The organism is Amycolatopsis roodepoortensis (assembly GCF_014873915.1).
GTDB classification, from domain to species: domain Bacteria; phylum Actinomycetota; class Actinomycetes; order Mycobacteriales; family Pseudonocardiaceae; genus Amycolatopsis; species Amycolatopsis roodepoortensis.
In genome coordinates, this window is the sequence record NZ_JADBEJ010000008.1 from 688,375 (window position 1) to 706,728 (window position 18,354).

The window sequence follows — 18,354 nt, forward strand, 5'->3', positions numbered from 1 at the left end:
ACTAGTGAAAGGGAACACCATGGAACTGGTTCTCGACCTGCAGGCTCTGGAAACCCCCGAGGTCCTCGAAGGCGGCGGCGGTGGCAGCCACGGCGGCGCGAGCAACCTCAGCCTGCTGGCCTCCTGCGCCAACAGCACCGTCAGCCTGCTGACCTGCCACTGAGTCACGGCTGAACACTGAGGGCGCGGGAGCGGCACAGGCCAAGTGCGCCGCTCCCGCGCCTTTATTTTGCCTTCCGGTTCATCTCGTTGGGATCACGTTGTAAGGAGTGGGATGGCGGGTTCCGCCGATCGTCTGCTGGTCACGGTGACCTTGCTCGATCGTCCCCGCCTGATCGGGCTGATCCTCAGCGCGCTCGCCGGGACGGCGGCGGGACTGCTGCTGCCCGGCGCGCTCGCCGCCGCGGTGGACGCCGTGGTGGCCGGGCGGCCCAGCCTTCCCGAGGTCTCCTGGCTGATCGTCCTCGGTGTCACCGAAATCGCCGTCGGCCTGATCGGCGGCATCCTCACCGCGCGGATGACCGCGTCCGCGACCGCCTGGCTGCGCCGGAAACTCGCCGATCGCTATCTCGCGCTCGGCACCCGATCGACCTTCGCCGACGGCGACGCGATCAGCAGGCTCACCGGTGACTGCACCGGCGCGGGAATGGTCGCCTCGGTCGTCGTCCAGCTCGGCTCGACCACCCTGATCTCCGGCGGCGCGGTCGTCCTGCTCGCCGTGATGGACTGGCGGCTCGCGCTCGTCTTCCTCGGCAGCATCCCGTTCGGCCTGATGCTCGCGCGAACCCATCTGAGGAACACCGCGGACGACGTCCTCACCTATCAAGAGGTGTCCGGCGAACTCGCGGCGAGGATGGTCGACGCCGTCGCCGGGCTCCGCACGATCGCCGCGTCGGGCACCGCCGACCGCGAGGCCGAACGGGTGCTGCGGCCCCTGCCGAAACTGAGCCTCGCCGGCCGCGGGATGTGGCGGACGCAGGCCAGGATGGTGTGGCGCTCCGGGCTGCTGCTGCCCGCGGTCGAACTCGCGGTGCTCGCCGCCGCCGGTTTCGGGGTGCTGGACGGCAGGCTGACCGTCGGCCAGGTCCTCGCGGCGCTCGGCTACGTCGCGCTCGGCATGGGCTTGATCACCCAGATTCCTTTGCTCACCACACTTTCCCGCGCGCGGTCGTGCGCGCGGCGGATCAACGAGGTGCTGGACTCGCCGGTCCCGGAACCGGGCGACCTCGGCGTGGTTCCCGGGCGGGGCACGCTCGAACTGCGCGGTGTCACCGTCGAAGGCGCGTTGGCCGACGTCGACCTGCTCGTGCCGGGCGGCCGGTTCACCGCGGTCGTCGGGCGTTCCGGTGCGGGGAAGTCCGCGCTGGTCAACGTCCTCGGCGGACTGCTGACCCCGGACGAAGGAGCGGCGTTGCTCGACGGCCGCCCGGTGGAGCGGCTGCGGCCGAACGAGCTCCGCGCGGTCGTCGGGTTCGCCTTCGAACGGCCCGCGCTGCTCGGGGCGACGATCGGTGACGCCGTCGGCTACGGCTCGTGGGCAGGCGAGGCCGCCGTGCGCGCGGCCTGCCGGTCCGCCCAGGTCGACGACCTGATCGTCCGGTTGCCGGACGGCTACCGGACGCCGCTTTCGGAGACACCGCTGTCCGGCGGGGAGGCGCAGCGGATCGGGCTGGCGCGCGCGATCGCGCACGCGCCGCGGGTGCTCATCCTCGACGACGCCACCGCCAGCCTCGACACGGTCACCGAAGCCGCGGTCGAAGAGGCGATCGAACGCACGCTCCCCGGCCGGACCCGGGTGGTGGTGACGCATCGCGCGGCCACCGCGTCGCGGGCGGATGCGGTGGTGTGGCTGGAAGACGGCCGGGTCCGGGCGGTCGGCGCGCATGACGAGCTGTGGCGGGATCCGGCCTATCGAGCCGTTTTCACCGAGGGTGCGCAATGAGTGTCTGGGGGCTCTACCGCTCGGCGCTGGCCGGGCAGTGGCGCGGCGGGCTGGTCCTGCTGGCCTGCTCCGTACTGGAAAGCGCGCCCGCGTTCTTGTCCGGTCGCCTGGTCGAGCTCGCGGTCGACGAGGGGTTTGCCGCGGATCGGCCAGGCACCGGACTGCGTTGGCTCGCGATCTTCGGGCTGGTCGCCGTGATCGGCGCGTTCGGTTCACGGCTGGTGTGGCATCAGCTCGGCAAGGTCGTCGAGCCGCTGCGCGACGCGCTGGTGACGGCCGTCGTCCGCGGGGTCCTGCACGATCCGGCGCCGCCGCGGAACCAGCCGGACGCCAGCGGCGTCGCCCGCATCACCCAGCACGTCGAAGTCGTCCGCGACGCCACGGCCGGGCTGCTGGTGCAGGCGCGCGGGATGATCGTGACGACGGTGGCGGCGCTGGCCGGGTTGTTCACCGTCGCCGGTTCGCTGGCGCTGATCGTCGCGATCCCGGTGGTGGTCGCGGTCGCGGTGTTCGCCTGTCTGCTCCCGTCACTCGCTCGCCGCCAGCGCGCGCTGGCGCTCGCCGACGAGCGGACCGCCGAGGTGGCGGGCGCGTCGCTGTCCGGGATGCGCGACGTCGTCGCCTGCGGCGCGGAACCGCTGGCCGCGCTGGAGCTCTACGACGCCATCGACACGCAGGCCGCGGCGGCCGTGCGGGTGGCGCGGTCCGGGGCGGCACGGACGGTGGTGATCGCGACCGGCGGGTTCGTGCCGCTGCTCCTGGCATTGCTGGTGGCACCGGGCATGGTCCGGGACGGGGTGCTCACCGCCGGCGCCGCGCTCGGCGCGCTGGTCTACCTCGCGACGACGATGCAGCCTGCGTTGCGTGGACTGGCCGCGACCGCGAGCACCGTGGTGCTGCGGCTGATCGTCGCGCTGCGGCGGCTCGCGGAGACCGCCGAAGCCGAGCCCGAGCCCGATGGCACGGCCGAACCCGACGGGACCGCGATCTACGTGCGCGACCTGACCTTCAGCTGGGGCGCGGCGGCGCAGCCGGTGGTGCGCGGGCTCGACCTGCACCTGCGGCCCGGCGAGCGGCTCGCGGTCGTGGGGCCGAGCGGTATCGGTAAATCGACCTTGGCCGGGCTCCTGACCGGAATGCTCGAACCGCAGGGTGGCCGGGTGCTGCTCGGTGGCGTGCCGGTCCGGGAGGTGCCGTCGGCGCTGCGGCACCGGATGATCGCGCTGATCCCGCAGGAGGCCTACGTCTTCGCGGGGTCGGTGCGGGACAACGTCGGCCTGTTCGCGCAGACCGCGATGGACCGCGAACTCCTGGCGGCGGTGGCGGCCGTCGGCGCGGAACCGCTGGTCACGCGGCTGGGCGGGCTCGACGGCGAGATCGGGCACGGCACGCTGTCCGCCGGCGAGGCGCAGCTGATCGCGCTCGCGCGCGTCTACGCGAGCGAAGCGGGCGTCGTCATCCTCGACGAGGCGACGTCGCACCTCGACCCGCCCGCCGAAGCCCGCGCGGAGCGGGCGTTCGCCGAGCGGGGCGGGGTGCTGGTGGTGATCGCGCACCGGCTGTCGTCGGCGTTGCGCGCGGACCGGGTCCTGGTGATGGACGGCAAGGAGACCGCCCTCGGCACCCACCTCGAACTCATGGACCGGTCCACGCGCTACGCCCAGCTCATGCACGCGTGGTCGCCGCGCTTACCCCAGCCCAGTGCGCAGTTCTTCCAGCGCGCTCCGGAGTAGACCTTCGACGGGGACCGGCCGCCGGGATTCGCGATCGACGAAGACGTGCACGAAGTGACCTTCCGCGATCACCGTCTCCTTCGAGTACATCCCGACCTCGTAGCGGACACTGGACCGGCCGAGGTGGCCGACCCGCAGGCCGACCTCGAGCTCTCCCGGGAACGACACCGAAGCGTGGTACTTGCACTGCGATTCCACGCACAGCCCGATGACTTCACCGGTTTCGATGTCCAGGCCGCCGCGTTCGATCAGCCACGTGTTGATCACGGTGTCCATCACCGAATAGTGGACGACGTTGTTGACGTGCCCGTAGACGTCGTTGTCCTTCCACCGCAACGGAACCGTCTGCCAGTGCGGGTACTCGGCGTTCACCACAGCGTCACCGATTCCCGCAGGATGACGGCGAGATCGGCTTCGGACGCCTCGCGCGGCGCCGTCGCCAGCAGCCGTTGTTGTTTCACCGTGCCGGAAACCAGTGAGTCCACATCGGACTCGGTGTACCCGACGGCGCCGATCCCGTTGGGGATCCCGATCTCCCGCATGATCTGCCCGAGTACCGCGGGCAGGTGTTCCCGCAGATCGCCCGGCCATTCGTAGTCCGGCGCGAGCAGCCGGGCCACCCGGATGTGCCGGTCCGGCGCGGCGTCGAAGGTGAACCGGAACGCGGCCGGCGCCGTCAGCGAGACGGCCATCCCGTGCGGCACCATCGCTTCGTCGCCCGGATACCCGGACGGATGGAAGTCCCGGACCTGCCCGGCGATCGGATACGCGTTGGCGTGCGGGATGTGCACGCCGGCGTTGCCGAAGCCGAGCCCGGCGAACGTCGCGGCGAGCGCCATCGCCTCGCGTGCCTTCATGTCGGAGCCGTCCCGCACGGCCGCGGGCAGCGCCCACGACAGCAGCCGCAGCGACTGCTCGGCGAACATGTCGGCCAGCGGATTCGAGCCACAGTAAGGGACCCGGTCCTCCGGGCGCTTCCGGTCGAACTCGGTGTACGGCTTGGCCGTGTAGCTCTCTGCGGCGTGGCAAAGGATGTCCATCCCGCTCGCGGCGGTGACCTCCGGCGGCTGCGAGACCGTCAGCCGCGGGTCGACCACGGCGAGGCTCGGCCGCATCCGGAGATGACTGATGCCGCTCTTCACGCGCAGTGACAACACGTCCAGCACGCAGACCGTGGTGCTCTCCGAACCCGTCCCGGTCGTGGTCGGCACCGCGACCAGCGGTTTCAGCGGCGCGCTCGGCGCGCGGCCGCCGCCGACCGGCGCGTTGACGTAGTCCATCAGGTCGCCGTCGTTGCTGGTCAACAGATTCACCGCCTTGGCGGTGTCGATGGCCGACCCGCCACCCACGGCGACGAAGGCGTCCCACTCGCCCTGCCCGCGGGCGAAGTCGACGGCCTTCCGCATGCTGACGTCGGTCGGCTCGACGTGCACGCCGTCGAAGACGACGGCTTCGATGCCATAGGTCTCGATACCTTCGGCGATCCGTTGTGGCCAGCCCGTCGCGGCGACGCCCGCGTCGGTCAGGACGAGCACGCGGCGCGCGCCGTACTGGGTGAGGTCGTAGCCGATCTCGTCGCTCGACCCGGTGCCGTACTTCAAGGCCGGCGCCCCGTAAGTGAAAACAGTTTCACGTCCGGCGGTGGCTGAGGTCACGTTTTCGTGCTCCCTTGCTCGAACACGTTCCGAATTTCGGACATTCCGCCGCTCCGGGGTTGCCGGAATCGGAAGATCGCTTGACGGCACCGATCACCGCCCGCCTAAGCTCTTCTCATTAGATACCAACCGGGAGCGTCCGTCGCCCAGACGGCCGTGCGGATCCTGACCGAGGCGCAGATCCACCGCGTGTACGCGGTGGTGGGTGAGTCCTTCCTGGATCTGCTCGACGCGCTGCAACGCGAACGCTCGATCACCTTCGTCTCGGCGAGGCACGACTCCGGCGCCGCCTTCATGGCCGAGGCCGAAGGCAAGCTGACCGAGCACCCCGCGGTGCTGCTGGCCGGCCGCGGCCCGAGCGCGGCGAACCTGGCGATCGGCGTCTCCACGGCGTACCAGGACGAGAGCCCGATGGTCGTCCTCCTGGAGAACCCGCCGCAGGATCCGGGGCCCACGAGCGAGCTGCCCACCGCCGACCTCACCGCGATGTTCGAGCCGATCTCGAAGTGGACCGGCCGCGCGGAATCGCCGGACGAGGTCCCCGGCCTGCTGGTCGAGGCGCTGACCCGCTGCCGGGAAGGGCGGCCGGGGCCCACCGTCGTCGCCGTCCCCGCCGATTTCTGGGGGGTCCCGTTCGATTCGGCGAAACCGGTCGCCTCCGTGCGGCCGCCCGCCACCGGCGCGCTCGGCCGGACCGCCGAGGCGGTCGCGCAGCTGGTCGACGAGGCCCGCTACCCGGTGGTGATCGTTGGCGGCCGGGCCCGCGCCGCGCGGGACGAGCTGATCGCCGTCGCCGACGAGCTCGCGTTGCCGGTGTACAACGCGTTCCGCCGCCAGGACGCCTTTCCCGAGAACCACGCGCGCTACGCCGGCCACCTCGGCATCGGCATCCCCGCGCGGCAGCTCGACGCGCTGGAGCGCGCGGACCTCGTGCTCGCGCTGGGCACCCAGCTCGACGAGGTCACCACCCAGTCCTTCCGCTACCCGACGCCGTCGCAGACGCTGGTGCTGGTCGGCACGGGGATCGAGCCCGCCCGCCGCGGCGGCCTGACCTTCCGGGTCGACTCCGAGGTCGAGCCCTTCCTGCGTGAACTGCGCAATGTCGCCTCGCCACGGCAGCGGCGCGCGTCGGCCGCGAACGCCGCCGTGCACACCTTCATGACCCCGCCCGACACGAGCGGCGCCACGCGCGTCCACCCGGCCGACGTCATCCGGGCGGTGCGCAAACTCGCGCCCGAGGACGCGATCGTGACCAGCGACGCGGGCAACTTCGCCCAGTTCATGCACCGCTACTGGTGTTTCACCGCGCCGCGCAGCCAGCTCGGCCCGAGCAACGCGGCCATGGGGTACGCGGTCCCCGCGGCGGTCGCGGCGAAACTCGCCGAACCACGCCGGACGGTGATCGCGATGGCGGGCGACGGCGGCGCGCTCATGACCGGCCAGGAGATCGAGACCGCCGTCCGCTACCGCGTCCCGGTGACTGTCCTGGTGTTCCAGAACGGAGTGCACGGCCCGCTCGCCGTGCACCAGGCGCGCAAGCACGGACGGCTTTCGGGCGTCACCGTCCCCATCACCGACTTCGCGTCGTGGGCTCGCGGGCTCGGGGCCGCCGGGTACACCGTGGACGACCGGGAAGAGCTGGAGCCGATCATCGCGAGCGCGCTGGTGCGGCAACGGCCGTGCGTGATCGACATCAGGACGGATCCGGACGTGGTGACCCCGGACATCCGGCTGACGAGCCTGCTGGGCGCCGCGAGGCCGCAGCAAGGCGGCCAGTAGGGGCCGCCGCGCCGGAGCACCGGGCGGTACTTTTTCTCAGGGGATACACAGAAACCCTTGTGGGGCCGCCTTCACCTGCTCCAAAGGGTGGGAAACCGGTGACGACTCGGCCGACTTTCGGTCGCGGAGACCGGATTTTGTCGGTCGGCCGTGGCACAATCGCCGCAACACCGAGGGTCCGATATGGACCGGAGCGATCACCGGTGAAGTTGTTGGCACGCAGTACTTAGAGCGTTGTGTTGACACTGGGAGAAAACATGGCTGACGAAACGAAGCCACAGGACAAGTCCGTTTCCGGCGTGGTGCCGGTGCTGTTCAGCGCGGACGCCGAGACCCACGACATCGCCGTCGTGGCCACGAACCGGGAGGCGTTGCGCCGTTCGCCGTTCGGCACCGAGGTGCCCCTGCGCGCCGCCAGCGGCGAATAGGCCGGTCGGCGGAGGCCTCGCCGGGAGAGGTACAGTGCGGCTGCGCACACCAGGGTGAAGACGCTTGTCGGCCTGCGTGAGGTGTGCTTTACTGATTCAGGTCTCGTTTTTTGTGTTCGTGTTGGTTCACGCTCGCAGAACTCAGCGGGCGTAGTGTCTCCTCGTGTTTCCGGGGAAGCAAACCGTCTGGTCAAGACCCGGGCTGCCGACGTGGCTTCCTGTTTGTTTGTGTTGCATATGGAGATTTTATGACTCAGGGCACTGTGAAGTGGTTCAACTCCGAGAAGGGGTTCGGCTTCATCACTCCCGACAACGGCGGCGGCGACGTCTTCGTGCACTACAGCGAGATCAAGGGCAACGGCTTCCGTACCCTCGAGGAGAACGCCCGCGTGGAGTTCGAGATCGGGCAGGGCGCGAAGGGTCCGCAGGCCACCTCGGTCACCGTGATCTGATCCAAGCTTTCCAAGCAGGGCCGTCATCCCTTCGGGGAGGCGGCCCTGCTGCTTTTCCGGGCTCGTGACGGGTCTGGCCAAGGGGGTCTTGGGTACCTACCCGGCCATGGCCGACGTTGCGAAGCCACTTTCGCAACCTTCAACGTTGCGAAAGTGGCTTTCGCAACGTCCGGCGGGACACGCGTGTCGTCCATCCAGTCACGCGTAACCGCGCCAGCGCGCGAGACGTGGGCACCCAGCACGACCACTCACGGTTGGCCCTAACCGTCCGCGTGAGCCCCGAACCTGACGAAAGTCGAGGCTCCCGCCTGACCTTCGCCCGCTGCCCCGCGCCGTCCCCATCGGCGACGCTTCCACCATGAACGGGAAAACCGGCCGATGGATCGGCGGAGTGGCACTGATACTCGCCCCGCTCGTGTGGTGCGCGGGCCTGTTGCTGCGACACCTGGTGCTCAAGGACTTCACACCGGAGCAGGTCGCGTGGTTCGACCAGTACCCCTTCGCCGCGCCCGGACAGCTGGCCGCGTACGCCGCCAACCCGGGCTTCGTGACGGCCGCGTACTCGCTCTTCCTGCTCGGAGCGGTCCTCCTGCTGCCGGCTTTCCTGACGCTGGCGAAAATCGTCGCGGCGAAGGCGCCGGCGTTGGCCGCGTGGGGATTCCTGCTGCTCGCGTTCGGCTTGTTCGCACGGGTCTACTTCGCCGGTGTCGAGCTGACGGCCTTCGAGCTCGTCGACAAGCTCGGTCTGGACCACGCGACGAAGCTGGTGATGGACGACTACGTCGACCTGTCCTACGGGTTGTGGCGGATCCCGGTCACCGCGTCGGTCGGCCAATACGCCGGCGGGCTGCTGCTGGCCATCGGGGCGTTCCGCGCAGGCACCTTTGGCATCGTGCGGGCGCTGCTGTTCCTCTGGCCGTGCACGCTCTGGATGGGGGTGCTGAAGGAAAGCGAGCTCCTGAGCGTCTTCACCGCGGTGGCCCTCGGCCTGGCGCTCGTCCCGCTCGGTGTCCGCGTGCTGACGAGGCCCGCCGACCGTCAGGTGGGGGAGACGAGCCCCGCTTCGTAGGCGAGCACGATCGCCTGTGCCCGGTCCCGTAACCCGAGTTTCGCCAGTATCCGGCCGACATACGTCTTGATCGTCTGTGCCGAGAGCACCAGATCCGCGGCGATCTCCGGATTGGACCGTCCTTTCGCGATCAACCGCAACACTTCCCGTTCGCGTTCGGTGAGCACGTCGAACCTCGCCGGGGACGGCCGCGGAGCCGGTGCGCTCGCCACGAAGTTCGCGATGAGCCGCTTCGTGACCGCGGGGGAGAGCAGCGCGTCCCCGGCGGCGACCACTTCGATGGCGTTGATCAGTTCGGCCGACGGCGCGTCCTTCAACAGGAACCCGCTCGCGCCCGCCCGCAGCGCCTCGTAGACGTAATCGTCCAGATGGAACGTCGTCAGGACGAGCACTTTCGGCTTCTCGCCGTCACCTTCGAGCAGCCGCCTGGTCGCTTCGAGACCGTCCATCACCGGCATCCGGATGTCCATCAGGACGACGTCCGGTGGCGTGGCCAGCGCGGCGATGTTCGCGAGCGCCGCGATCCCGTCGCCTGCCTGGCCCACCACGTCCAGACCCGGTTGCGCGTTCAGGAGGCCGGCGAAGCTCTCCCGCACCAAGGCCTGGTCGTCGACGATGAAAACGGTCGTCACGCGTCGTCCACCCCCGGGAGATCCAGCTTGACGGCCACGCGGAAACCGCCGTCGGCCCGCGGTCCCGCCTCGTGGGAGCCGCCGATCAGGGTAACGCGTTCGGCGATCCCGGCGAGGCCCGTGCCGTCACCTGCCGAAGGTGCGGCAGGCCTCGTGGGCGGACCGTTCTCGACGAGGATTTCGAGCCCATCGGGACCTCGCCGCACCTCGACCTCCACTTCCGCCCCCGGGCTGTGCCGTGCCGCGTTGCTCAGCGCCTCCTGGAGAATCCGGTACGCGGCGAGCTCGATCAGCGCGGGAACGTCGTCGCAGGCGGAGATCTTCGCGCGGATCCCGATCCCGGAGGCCCGGCAGCCGTCGATCAGCGACGGCACCTCCGCGAGCCCTGGCTGTGGTTCGTGCTCTGGCTCGGCCTCGGTGTCACGCAGTACGCCGACCAGCCGCCGGGCCTCGTCGAGCGCTTCCCGCGCCGCGACCCCGATGGCGCGGAACTCCTCCTCCGCGGCCTCGGACACGTCCGGGACGCGGTAGCGCGCGCTGTCGGTCCGCAGCGCGATCAGGGAGAGGTGATGGCCGATGATGTCGTGCAGTTCCCTGGCGATCAACGCGCGTTCCTGCAACGAAGCCCGTTTCGCCCGCTCCTCGACCGTCGTGCGCTCGGCCGCGTCGACCTGCTCCAGCGCCCGGCGGCGTTGCTGCATCCCGTATCCCGCCGCGATGGTCGCGGCCACCACGATCAACGACCACACCAAGGTCTTCGTGCCCGCGCGCGGTAGCTGCGCGACGCCGACCCCGACGGCCAGCGTCACGGCGATGATCGAGATCCCCCTGCCCTGCCCGGGTTTCGTGCGGGCGAGCGTCATCGCGAGCACCGGGAGATACGGCAGGACGTGGACCTGCAACGGCCAGTCCGACAGGGTCGGGCCGAACAGCGTGGGCCTGGCGGGGAAGAGGACCGCGATGATCGCGCAGACCATCCCCGCCGCCGCCACCCGGACGGCGGTCAACGGCCGCTTGACGACCAGCAACGGCGGCACGACCTGCAGGATCAGCAGGAAGAAGACCAGCGGCAGGCTGTTACCGCCGAGGTATCGCGCCCAAGTGCCGTAGGTCAGGCCCACCAGCACTGCGAGCGCGGATCCGGCGAGGAGCGTCTTCACCCAGACCGGTCCGCGCCACCAGGCCGACGGCGGTTCCAGATCGGCGTCGCGTCCGGTGAGGAGCGCCCACCCCAGGGAACCGCCGTACGAATCCATGGCTCGACGCTAACGACGCCGCGGACCGGGCACATCCCCTCGTGGGGGACACCGGGAGTCCCCTACGAGGTGACGCGGACTGCTCGCCCGGGCGGGATGTGCCGGACGGTGCCCCGCGGTCAGGCTCGGTCCATGAACGACATCAGAGGGTTGATCAGGCTGTCCGCGTTCGCGTGGCTGGCGGCGGGGCTGGTCATCGCGGTCTACGTCGAGATCGTCAACGCCGGTGCGGTCGATCCGCTCGCCACCACCTTCAGCGAGTACGTCCACGTCGGTCAGGGCACGCGGCTCGTCGGGGTCGCCATGCTGGCCGTCGGCTTCGGCGCGCTGACCATCGCGGGCGGTGTCCGCCTGTCCGGCGCGGTGTGGGCGGCCAGGCTCGTCGCCTTGTCCGGCGTCGCGCTCTGCGTACTCGCGGTGTTCCCGCAGGAGCCGATGGACCAGCCGCTGACCTGGCACGGCGCGATCCACCGGCACGCCGCGCTCGTCGCTTTCGCCGCGTTACCGCTGGCAGGGCTGGTCCTCGGGACGCCCCGTCGGCTGTCCTACGCCGCGTTGGCCGCCCTGGTGGTCTTCGTCGCGACGTTCCTGGTCGACGCCCGCGCGGTGAGCGGATTGGCCGAACGGATCCTGCTGATCCTCGAACTCGCGCTGCTGGTCGCCCTCACCCGCCGTGGTGGCTTTGCGATGCAACCTCGTGCAACTCTTTCTTTCGCGGCCCGGACGTCGTTTCCTTGTAGTGACTTGGCGCGGCAGCGGAGGACATGTGGGCGAAGCGGTTGCGGGGATCGTGGCGAACCCCGCTTCGGAGCGTGACATCCAGAGCCTGCGTTCGGCACTGAGGGTGGCCGGCGTCGGCCGCGTGATGGTGTGGACCGACGCGGGCAAGATCATCGGCACCGTCCGCCGGATGGTGGACGCGGGCGCGAGCGTGATCATCTGCCTCGGCAACGCGACCATGATGCGCGCGGCCGCGGCCGCCTGCGGTGACGTGCCGCTGCTGATGCTGCCTGCCGGAGGCGCCGACGAGTCCGCCGTCGCCGGACTCGCCGCCGGGCTGGTGGCCACCCATCAGGTGGACACGGACCTGGTCACGAACCGCGCGACCGTGCTCGAGGTCGTCACGAAGGCCCGCCGCGAGATCGCGCTGACCGACGTCAGCGTGTGCTCGGAGAGCCGGTGGGATCCCGCGTCGCTGACCGAGCTGTACTGCACGTTCGCCGTCCCGGACGGGGTCGGGCTGTCGAGTATTCCCGGGCGGCTGTGCCCCAGCCCGAAGTCCACTGTGGACGGTGTCGCGGTCTCGCTCGGGCCGGTCGACGAGACGCCGTACGTCGTACAGGCGCCGATCGCGCCCGGCGAGGTCCGGGCGGTGGGTGTCCGCGGCTGGAGCGTGCTGCACGCGGGCGTCCGTGTCGACCTCGCCGCCGCCGGCGGCTCCATCGCGCTCGACGGCCAACCGCATTTCGTGCTCAAGCCGGGAGAGAGCGCTTTCGTGGAGTTGAAGCCCGACGGCCCGTGGTGCGTCGACGTCCGCGCCGTGATGGCCGAGGCCACCCGGACCGGGCTGCTGCTTGGCCGGAAGCCTGCCGAGGTCCTGCCGAGGCCCCGCCTCGCGGACGCACGCTTCCCCGGGTAAGCCGCGCCCAGGTCACAGAGACCTTCCGCTCCCCGGGACGTCCGGGCACACTGGCCTGAACAGAGCAAAGGAGTGGGCCAGGTGCAGCTGGAGGCGGCGCTGCCGGTCGGCGCGGACCCGCGGCGGCACGCACGCGCCCTCGCCGAGGTGCGCGAGGCGGCGCTCGCCGGGACCACGCTTCCGAGTGCTCCGCGAGCGGTCATCGGCGCGTCCTGGCAGCGGATGCGGCGTCTCGGCCTCGACCCGGATCGCGGCTCGCCGTCGTCCGCGCTCACCCCGGACCAGCTGGAAACCCGCCGCCGCGGAAGCGGTCTCGCGGCCGTCCTGCCCGTTCTGCGCGGCGGCCTGATCAGCCTCGCCGAGCAGGCCGCGCACATCATGGCCGTCGTCGACGCCGACGGCCGTGTCCTCTGGCGCGACGGCAGCACCGCGGTCCGCCGCCGCGCCGACGGGCTCGGGTTCATCGAAGGGGTCGACTGGCACGAGCGCGCGGCGGGCACCAACGCCATCGGCACCGCACTGGTCGCGAGGCATCCGGTCCAGGTCTACTCGGCCGAGCACTACGTCAGCAACCAGCACGACTGGACCTGCGCCGCGGCGCCGCTGCACGATCCGAGGGACGGCAGGCTGCTCGGCGTCATCGACCTCTCCGGACCGGCCTCCACTGTGCACCCGACGACCCTCGCGCTGGTCGATACGGTCGCGAAGCTCGCCGAAGCGAATCTGCGGACCACCCATCTCTCCGAGCTCGAACGGTTGCGCGGTCTGGCCACACCGCTGCTCGCCAAGGTGAAGGGCCGGGCGGTCATCGCCGACCCGCACGGCTGGATCGCGGCCTCGGCCGGTCTCGTCCCGGTCGGCCGGATCGCGCTGCCGAACGACGCCGCTCCCGGCCGCACCTGGCTGCCGGCCTATGGCGAATGCCTGCTGGAGCCGCTGCCCGGCGGCTGGCTCGTCCGGTTCACCGAGGGGGAGGACGCGCCGCCGACGCGGGTCGTGCTCGATCTGAGGTCTTCGCGGGAAAGCACGCTGCGCGTCTCGGGCGCGGCGGGCACCTGGTCGCACCGGCTGAGCCCACGGCACGCGGAGATGCTGTACGTCCTCGCGCGGCATCGCGAAGGCAGGTCGGCGTCGGAACTGTCACGCGACCTCTTCGGCGACGCCGGCCGCACCGTCACCGTCCGCGCGGAGATGTCCAGGATGAGGCGGCATTTCGGCGGGTTCCTGCTGGCCAGGCCGTACCGGTTCGGCGACGACGTCGAGGTCGTGGTCGAACGGCCGTCCGACGGTGAGGTGCTCCCGCATTCGGTCGCGCCCGCCGTCCGCGACTGAATCTCCACCCCCGCCTCGACCCGGCGGGGGTCCCGGTCCACCCCGCCGCGTGCCTAACGTCCGTGACATGGGAAAGATGAACGTGAAAGGCCTGGTGGCGCTGGTCGTGGTGGGGGTCGTCGTCCTGCTCGGGTTCCTGGCCTACCGGCTGATCCTGGTGGAGATGATCACGCGGTTGAGCGAGCACTGAGGGAGCCATGGGGAAGCGGAGCAAGCCGCTGCTGCCCGACACGATCGCGCCCAGCTGGCTGGTGGTCCAGCTGCTCGGCACGGCCGCGATCGTGGTGGTGTTGCTGACCGCTCGCGAGTCCAGTGCGTGGATCTGGACGGCGTACGGCGTCAGCGCGGTCTGCTGGCTGGGGTTCGTGGTGGTCTCTCCGCGGTTTCCCCGGGTGGCGACCGTCCTGCTCGCGGTGGCGAGTGTCGCGCCGTCGATCACCCTCGGCTGGGCGGAGGACTCCTCCGCCATCGTGCTGGCGGTGGTCACGGTCAGCCGGTTCGCCTCCCTGACCGAGCCGTCGGTGGCCGCCATCATGGGGGTGGTGGGGCTCGACGCGGGCCTCGCGGCGGTCACCGGCCTGGTCGCGGGGCGCGTCCGGACCGCTGGTGTTCGGCAACGTCGGCGTGCTGCTCGTGCTGATGCTGCTGGGCTTGAACCGGCGGCAGTACGAGGTGCAGGCGGCGCAGGCGGCCGCGCTCCTGGAGCAGACCAAGCTGGCGCAGAAGGAACACGCGCGGGCCGCCGCGCTCGACGAGCGCACACGGATCGCCAGGGAGATCCACGATGTGCTCGCGCATTCGCTGGGGGCACTGGGAGTCCACCTCGAGATCGCCGAGGTCCTGCTGGCCGAGAAGTCCGATGTGGACGGTGCGCTCGGCAGGGTCCGGCTGTCCCGGCGGCTGGCCGCGGACGGGCTCGCCGAGGCGCGCGACGCGGTCGCCGCCCTGCGCAGCGATGTCCCGTCGCTGGCCGAAGCCTTGCGACAGCTGGCGAACACCCACCACGGCGGAGCGTCATTCGAAGTCGAGGGGGAGCAGCGTCCGCTGCCGTCCGCCGAGGTGGTCTCGCTGGTGGGTGTAGCGCGGGAAGCCTTGACCAACGCGGCGAAGCATGCCGCCGGGCGGCCGGTGTCGCTCCGGCTCTTCTTCACCCGGACGGAGGTTCGCTTGCGAGTGTGGAACGAACTCGGTGAAACCGCTCGATCGAAGGACGTCGGGGGATTCGGCCTCACCGGGATGAGGGAGCGGCTCGCACTCGCCGGTGGCACGCTGACCGCAGGGCCGGACGACGGGCGCTGGACGGTGGAGGCGGTGGTGCGGGCGTGATCCGGGTGGTCGTGGTCGATGACCAGCAGGTCATGCGCGAGGGGCTCGTCGCGTTGCTCGGGCTGATCGACGGGGTCGAGGTCGCCGGCTCCGCGGGCGACGGGCGGCAGGCGCTCGACCTGCTCCGCCACACCGCGGCCGACGTCGTGCTGATGGACCTGCGCATGCCCGTACTGGACGGAGTGGCCGCGACCAGACTGCTCAAACGTGATCACCCGGAGGTCGCGGTCGTCGTCCTCACGACGTACGCGGACGACGCTTCGATCGCCGACGCGGTGCGTGCCGGAGCCCGCGGTTACCTGACGAAGGATGCCGGGCGCGCCGAGATCGGGGCGGCCGTCCGCTCCGCCGCGAACGGGCAGGCGATCTTCGCCGCCGAAGTCTCCGACAGGCTCGTCGCCGCGCTCGAATCGAGAACCACCAGGGCCAAGACCGAGCTCCCGGACGGGCTCACCGCGCGCGAAGCCGAAGTGCTCGGCCTCATCGCGCGCGGGCTGTCCAATCCGGAAATCGCCGCCGAACTGTTCATCGGCGAAGCCACCGTGAAAAGCCACATCAACCATGCCTTCGCGAAGATCGGTGTGCGCAATCGTGCGGAGGCCGTGCGGTACGGCCTGGAAAAAGGCCTCTGACGCCGCCGGGAGATCACGTGCCGATGACACACACCGGTGTCACTGGCTGCGCCGATCCCGACTCGGATACCTTCTTTGCGGGTAGAGCCAATGGGGAGGATCGGCGATGACGAGCACAGTGACCCGGCCGGGGCCGCCGGGGAGCCCCGAGCCACCCCCTGCGCCGGGAGGTCGCGGAGGGATCGCCGGGCTGCTCGAACTGCCGGGCAACGGGATCCGCGCGATCGTCCGGTCCGCGGCGACCACACCGGGCAGGCTGTCGGTGATCGCGATCGGGCTCGTCCTGCTGTCGCTGGTCGCGGGCGTGTTCGGCACGCTGGCCGCGCAGGACAAGAAGGACACGATCAACGGCCTGATCGACCACCGCGAACCGCTCGCCGCCGCCGCGCAGCAGGTCTACCGCGCGCTTTCGGACGCCGACGCGACAGCGGCCAGCTCGTTCCTCTCCATCGGCACCGAGCCGCTCCCGATGCGCCAGCGGTACGAACGCGACATCGCGGAGGCCGGGGCGGCGCTGGCGAAGGCGGCATCGGACTCGTCCGGTGTCGGCGAGGCCGCCGAGCAGATCAACATCCTCAGCCGCGAGCTCCCCGTCTACACAGGACTGATCGAGACCGCGCGCACCTACAACCGGCAGGGTTTCCCCGTCGGTGCCTCGTATCTCCGTGAGGCGTCGGAGCTGATGCGGTCGAAAATCCTTCCCGCCGCACAGGAGCTCTACCGGACCGACACCGACCGGCTCGCCGCCGAACAGGACGACGCGACCGGATTCCCTTGGCTGGCAACGGCTTTGGTGCTCGCCCTGCTCGCCGCGCTGATCGTCACCCAGGTACACCTGACCCGGAAGACCAACCGGCTGCTGAACGTCGGGCTGGTCGTCGCGACCGTGTCGGTGGTGGTGGCCCTGCTGTGGGGCGCGGCCGCGCTGATCGTGCAGAGCTCCCTCGTCGGCAGTGGTGAGGACGACGGCTCGCACCAGGTGGACGTCCTCGTCCGCGCTCGGATCGCGGCCCTGCAGGCCCGGGCCAACGAAACACTCACCCTCGTCGCCCGGGGTGACGGCGCGGCGTACGAAAAGGACTTCACCGATCTCGCCGGGCAGCTCGGCGGGACGGACGGCCAAGGCGGCCTGCTGGGTGAGGCCCGTGGTCTCGCGGCGGGCGGCGCGGCGGCGGACAAGGTGGACGCGGCCATCCAAGCGGCGTCGGCCTGGTTCAAGGCACACGGTCAGGTGCGGAAGCAGGACGACGACGGCTCCTACCAGGACGCCGTCGACACCGCCATCCGTGACGACCTGAAGGACGGCGCCGCCGCGGCGTTCCTGCGGCTCGACGAGAACCTGGTGGCCGCGATCAACGTGGGACGACAGGAATTCCTCGACGACACCCGCGGCGCCGACCGTGCGCTGACCCTGCTCGCGCCGGGTATCGCGGTACTGGCGCTGATCGCGGCGGCAGGGGCCGCGTTGGGAATCCGTGAACGGCTGAGGGAGTACCGGTGATGCGGAACGGTCTGCGAACGGCCGTGCTCGGCGCGGTCTTGGTGCTGGCGACGGCTTGTGGCAGCGCGGGGGCGCCGGTCGACCCGGCGCCCGTCGGCGAGGTCGCGCCGCCGCTGCCCGCGAACGTCGGCGGCGCCGACAACGCCGGTGGTGGCGGAACGACCGACACGAGCTGCAACCCGCTGGCCAGCCTGCGGCCGACCAGCGGCACGTCGATCACCAGCGGCTCGACGATGGCGAAGATCAAGGAGAAGGGCAAACTCGTCGCGGGCGTCGACCAGACGACGTTCCTGTTCGGTTTCCGGAATCCGACCTCGGGCCAGCTCGAAGGCTTCGACATCGACATGGTCAACGAGATCGCGAAGGCGATCTTCGGCAGCGCGGAAGGGCGCGTGCAGTTCCGCGCGATCCCGTCGAAGCTGCGGGAAGACGTGCTCGAGAAGAAGCAGGTCGACATCGTGGTGCGGACCTACAGCATCACCTGCAGCCGGCTGAAGAAGGTCAACTTCTCCACCGCGTATTACCAAGCGGGGCAACGGATCCTGGTCGAATCCGGCTCGAAGGTCGCGAACCTGTCGGACCTCGGCGGGCGGCGCGTGTGCGCGACCAAGACGTCGACCTCGCTGACGAAGATCGCCGCGGATCCGTCGAAACCGGTGCCGGTCTCGGTGGACAACTGGTCGGACTGCCTGGTGATGCTGCAGCAGAAGCAGGTCGAAGCCGTGTCGACGGACGACGTCATCCTCGCCGGGATGCTCGCGCAGGACCCGACGCTGAAGATCGTGGGAAGCCGGTTCACCGAGGAGAACTACGGCATCGGTATCCCCAAGGAGAACGAGGACATGGTGCGGTTCGTGAACGCCGTGCTGGAGAACGTGCGCGGCGGTGCGTGGCAGACGAGCTACGCGAAATGGATCGGGAGCAAACTCGAGGGCGGGACACCGCCTCCGGCCCAGTACAAGTGATAACGGGCCGTTC

Annotated in this window: 19 protein-coding genes; 15 read left to right on the plus strand and 4 right to left on the minus strand. The window is 70.5% G+C overall.

Features of this window, described 5'->3' with window-relative positions; translation table 11 throughout:
- Window positions 1–19 precede the first annotated feature (19 nt).
- The 3 genes from H4W30_RS40980 to H4W30_RS40990 all read left to right on the plus strand — a co-directional run bounded on the left by H4W30_RS40980 (window position 20) and on the right by H4W30_RS40990 (window position 3,675).
- Window positions 20–163 (plus strand): SapB/AmfS family lanthipeptide, encoded by a 144-nt coding sequence (locus H4W30_RS40980; protein ID WP_091598068.1) that lies wholly within the window; start codon window positions 20–22, stop codon window positions 161–163.
- A gap of 111 nt (window positions 164–274) precedes the next feature.
- The gene (locus H4W30_RS40985) at window positions 275–1,942 is read left to right on the plus strand and encodes an ABC transporter ATP-binding protein (RefSeq protein ID WP_192747628.1); all 1,668 of its coding nucleotides are present in this window, start codon (window positions 275–277) and stop codon (window positions 1,940–1,942) included.
- Window positions 1,939–3,675: an ATP-binding cassette domain-containing protein gene (locus H4W30_RS40990; protein ID WP_192747629.1), complete on the plus strand. Its 1,737-nt coding sequence runs from the start codon at window positions 1,939–1,941 to the stop codon at window positions 3,673–3,675. The genes H4W30_RS40985 and H4W30_RS40990 overlap by 4 nt, the downstream gene beginning before the upstream one ends.
- Here H4W30_RS40990 and H4W30_RS40995 read toward each other — a convergent pair.
- Both H4W30_RS40995 and H4W30_RS41000 read right to left on the minus strand, forming a co-directional pair.
- Entirely contained in the window at window positions 3,631–4,050 is a 420-nt protein-coding gene (locus H4W30_RS40995; protein ID WP_081975695.1) for an acyl-CoA thioesterase, read from the minus strand. The genes H4W30_RS40990 and H4W30_RS40995 overlap by 45 nt on opposite strands.
- A complete protein-coding gene (locus H4W30_RS41000; RefSeq protein ID WP_225950821.1) occupies window positions 4,044–5,276 on the minus strand; it encodes a hydroxyacid-oxoacid transhydrogenase in 1,233 nt (410 codons plus the stop codon). The genes H4W30_RS40995 and H4W30_RS41000 overlap by 7 nt, the downstream gene beginning before the upstream one ends.
- A 171-nt stretch (window positions 5,277–5,447) precedes the next feature.
- Between H4W30_RS41000 and H4W30_RS41005 the strand changes: the two genes are divergently transcribed.
- The 4 genes from H4W30_RS41005 (at window position 5,448) to H4W30_RS41020 (ending at window position 9,058) form a co-directional block, all read left to right on the plus strand.
- The gene (locus H4W30_RS41005) at window positions 5,448–7,109 is read left to right on the plus strand and encodes a thiamine pyrophosphate-binding protein (protein ID WP_267283988.1); all 1,662 of its coding nucleotides are present in this window, start codon (window positions 5,448–5,450) and stop codon (window positions 7,107–7,109) included.
- Window positions 7,110–7,366: 257 nt separating this feature from the next.
- Complete coding sequence (locus H4W30_RS41010; protein ID WP_192747631.1) at window positions 7,367–7,537, plus strand: hypothetical protein; 171 nt, start codon at window positions 7,367–7,369, stop codon at window positions 7,535–7,537.
- Window positions 7,538–7,785: 248 nt separating this feature from the next.
- Window positions 7,786–7,989 carry a cold-shock protein gene (locus tag H4W30_RS41015; protein ID WP_005163378.1) on the plus strand — a complete coding sequence of 68 codons (204 nt, stop codon included), beginning with the start codon at window positions 7,786–7,788 and terminating at the stop codon, window positions 7,987–7,989.
- A gap of 358 nt (window positions 7,990–8,347) precedes the next feature.
- Window positions 8,348–9,058: a hypothetical protein gene (locus H4W30_RS41020; protein WP_192747632.1), complete on the plus strand. Its 711-nt coding sequence runs from the start codon at window positions 8,348–8,350 to the stop codon at window positions 9,056–9,058.
- Here H4W30_RS41020 and H4W30_RS41025 read toward each other — a convergent pair.
- Both H4W30_RS41025 and H4W30_RS44675 read right to left on the minus strand, forming a co-directional pair.
- Window positions 9,028–9,690, minus strand: a complete 663-nt coding sequence (locus tag H4W30_RS41025; protein ID WP_192747633.1) for a response regulator — start codon at window positions 9,688–9,690, stop codon at window positions 9,028–9,030. The two genes, H4W30_RS41020 and H4W30_RS41025, sit on opposite strands and share 31 nt — an antisense overlap.
- Entirely contained in the window at window positions 9,687–10,946 is a 1,260-nt protein-coding gene (locus tag H4W30_RS44675; RefSeq protein ID WP_192747634.1) for a sensor histidine kinase, read from the minus strand. Before H4W30_RS44675 ends, H4W30_RS41025 begins: the two co-directional genes overlap by 4 nt.
- Before the next feature lie 132 nt (window positions 10,947–11,078).
- Between H4W30_RS44675 and H4W30_RS41035 the strand changes: the two genes are divergently transcribed.
- The 8 genes from H4W30_RS41035 to H4W30_RS41065 all read left to right on the plus strand — a co-directional run bounded on the left by H4W30_RS41035 (window position 11,079) and on the right by H4W30_RS41065 (window position 18,341).
- Window positions 11,079–11,762 carry a DUF998 domain-containing protein gene (locus H4W30_RS41035; protein WP_192747635.1) on the plus strand — a complete coding sequence of 228 codons (684 nt, stop codon included), beginning with the start codon at window positions 11,079–11,081 and terminating at the stop codon, window positions 11,760–11,762.
- Complete coding sequence (locus tag H4W30_RS41040; protein WP_192747636.1) at window positions 11,713–12,585, plus strand: ATP-NAD kinase; 873 nt, start codon at window positions 11,713–11,715, stop codon at window positions 12,583–12,585. Before H4W30_RS41035 ends, H4W30_RS41040 begins: the two co-directional genes overlap by 50 nt.
- 72 nt (window positions 12,586–12,657) lie before the next feature.
- Window positions 12,658–13,917, plus strand: a complete 1,260-nt coding sequence (locus H4W30_RS41045; protein ID WP_192747637.1) for a GAF domain-containing protein — start codon at window positions 12,658–12,660, stop codon at window positions 13,915–13,917.
- Between the two features lie 67 nt (window positions 13,918–13,984).
- Window positions 13,985–14,107, plus strand: a complete 123-nt coding sequence (locus H4W30_RS44420; protein ID WP_255432088.1) for a hypothetical protein — start codon at window positions 13,985–13,987, stop codon at window positions 14,105–14,107.
- Window positions 14,108–14,523: 416 nt separating this feature from the next.
- Window positions 14,524–15,243, plus strand: a complete 720-nt coding sequence (locus H4W30_RS44045; protein ID WP_318780765.1) for a sensor histidine kinase — start codon at window positions 14,524–14,526, stop codon at window positions 15,241–15,243.
- Window positions 15,240–15,875 (plus strand): response regulator, encoded by a 636-nt coding sequence (locus H4W30_RS41055; protein ID WP_192747638.1) that lies wholly within the window; start codon window positions 15,240–15,242, stop codon window positions 15,873–15,875. Before H4W30_RS44045 ends, H4W30_RS41055 begins: the two co-directional genes overlap by 4 nt.
- 106 nt (window positions 15,876–15,981) lie before the next feature.
- On the plus strand, window positions 15,982–17,376 hold the full coding sequence (locus tag H4W30_RS41060) for a hypothetical protein (RefSeq protein WP_192747639.1): 1,395 nt from the start codon (window positions 15,982–15,984) through the stop codon (window positions 17,374–17,376).
- Window positions 17,376–18,341: a glutamate ABC transporter substrate-binding protein gene (locus H4W30_RS41065; protein ID WP_192747640.1), complete on the plus strand. Its 966-nt coding sequence runs from the start codon at window positions 17,376–17,378 to the stop codon at window positions 18,339–18,341. The genes H4W30_RS41060 and H4W30_RS41065 overlap by 1 nt, the downstream gene beginning before the upstream one ends.
- The last annotated feature ends 13 nt before the right edge of the window (window positions 18,342–18,354 follow it).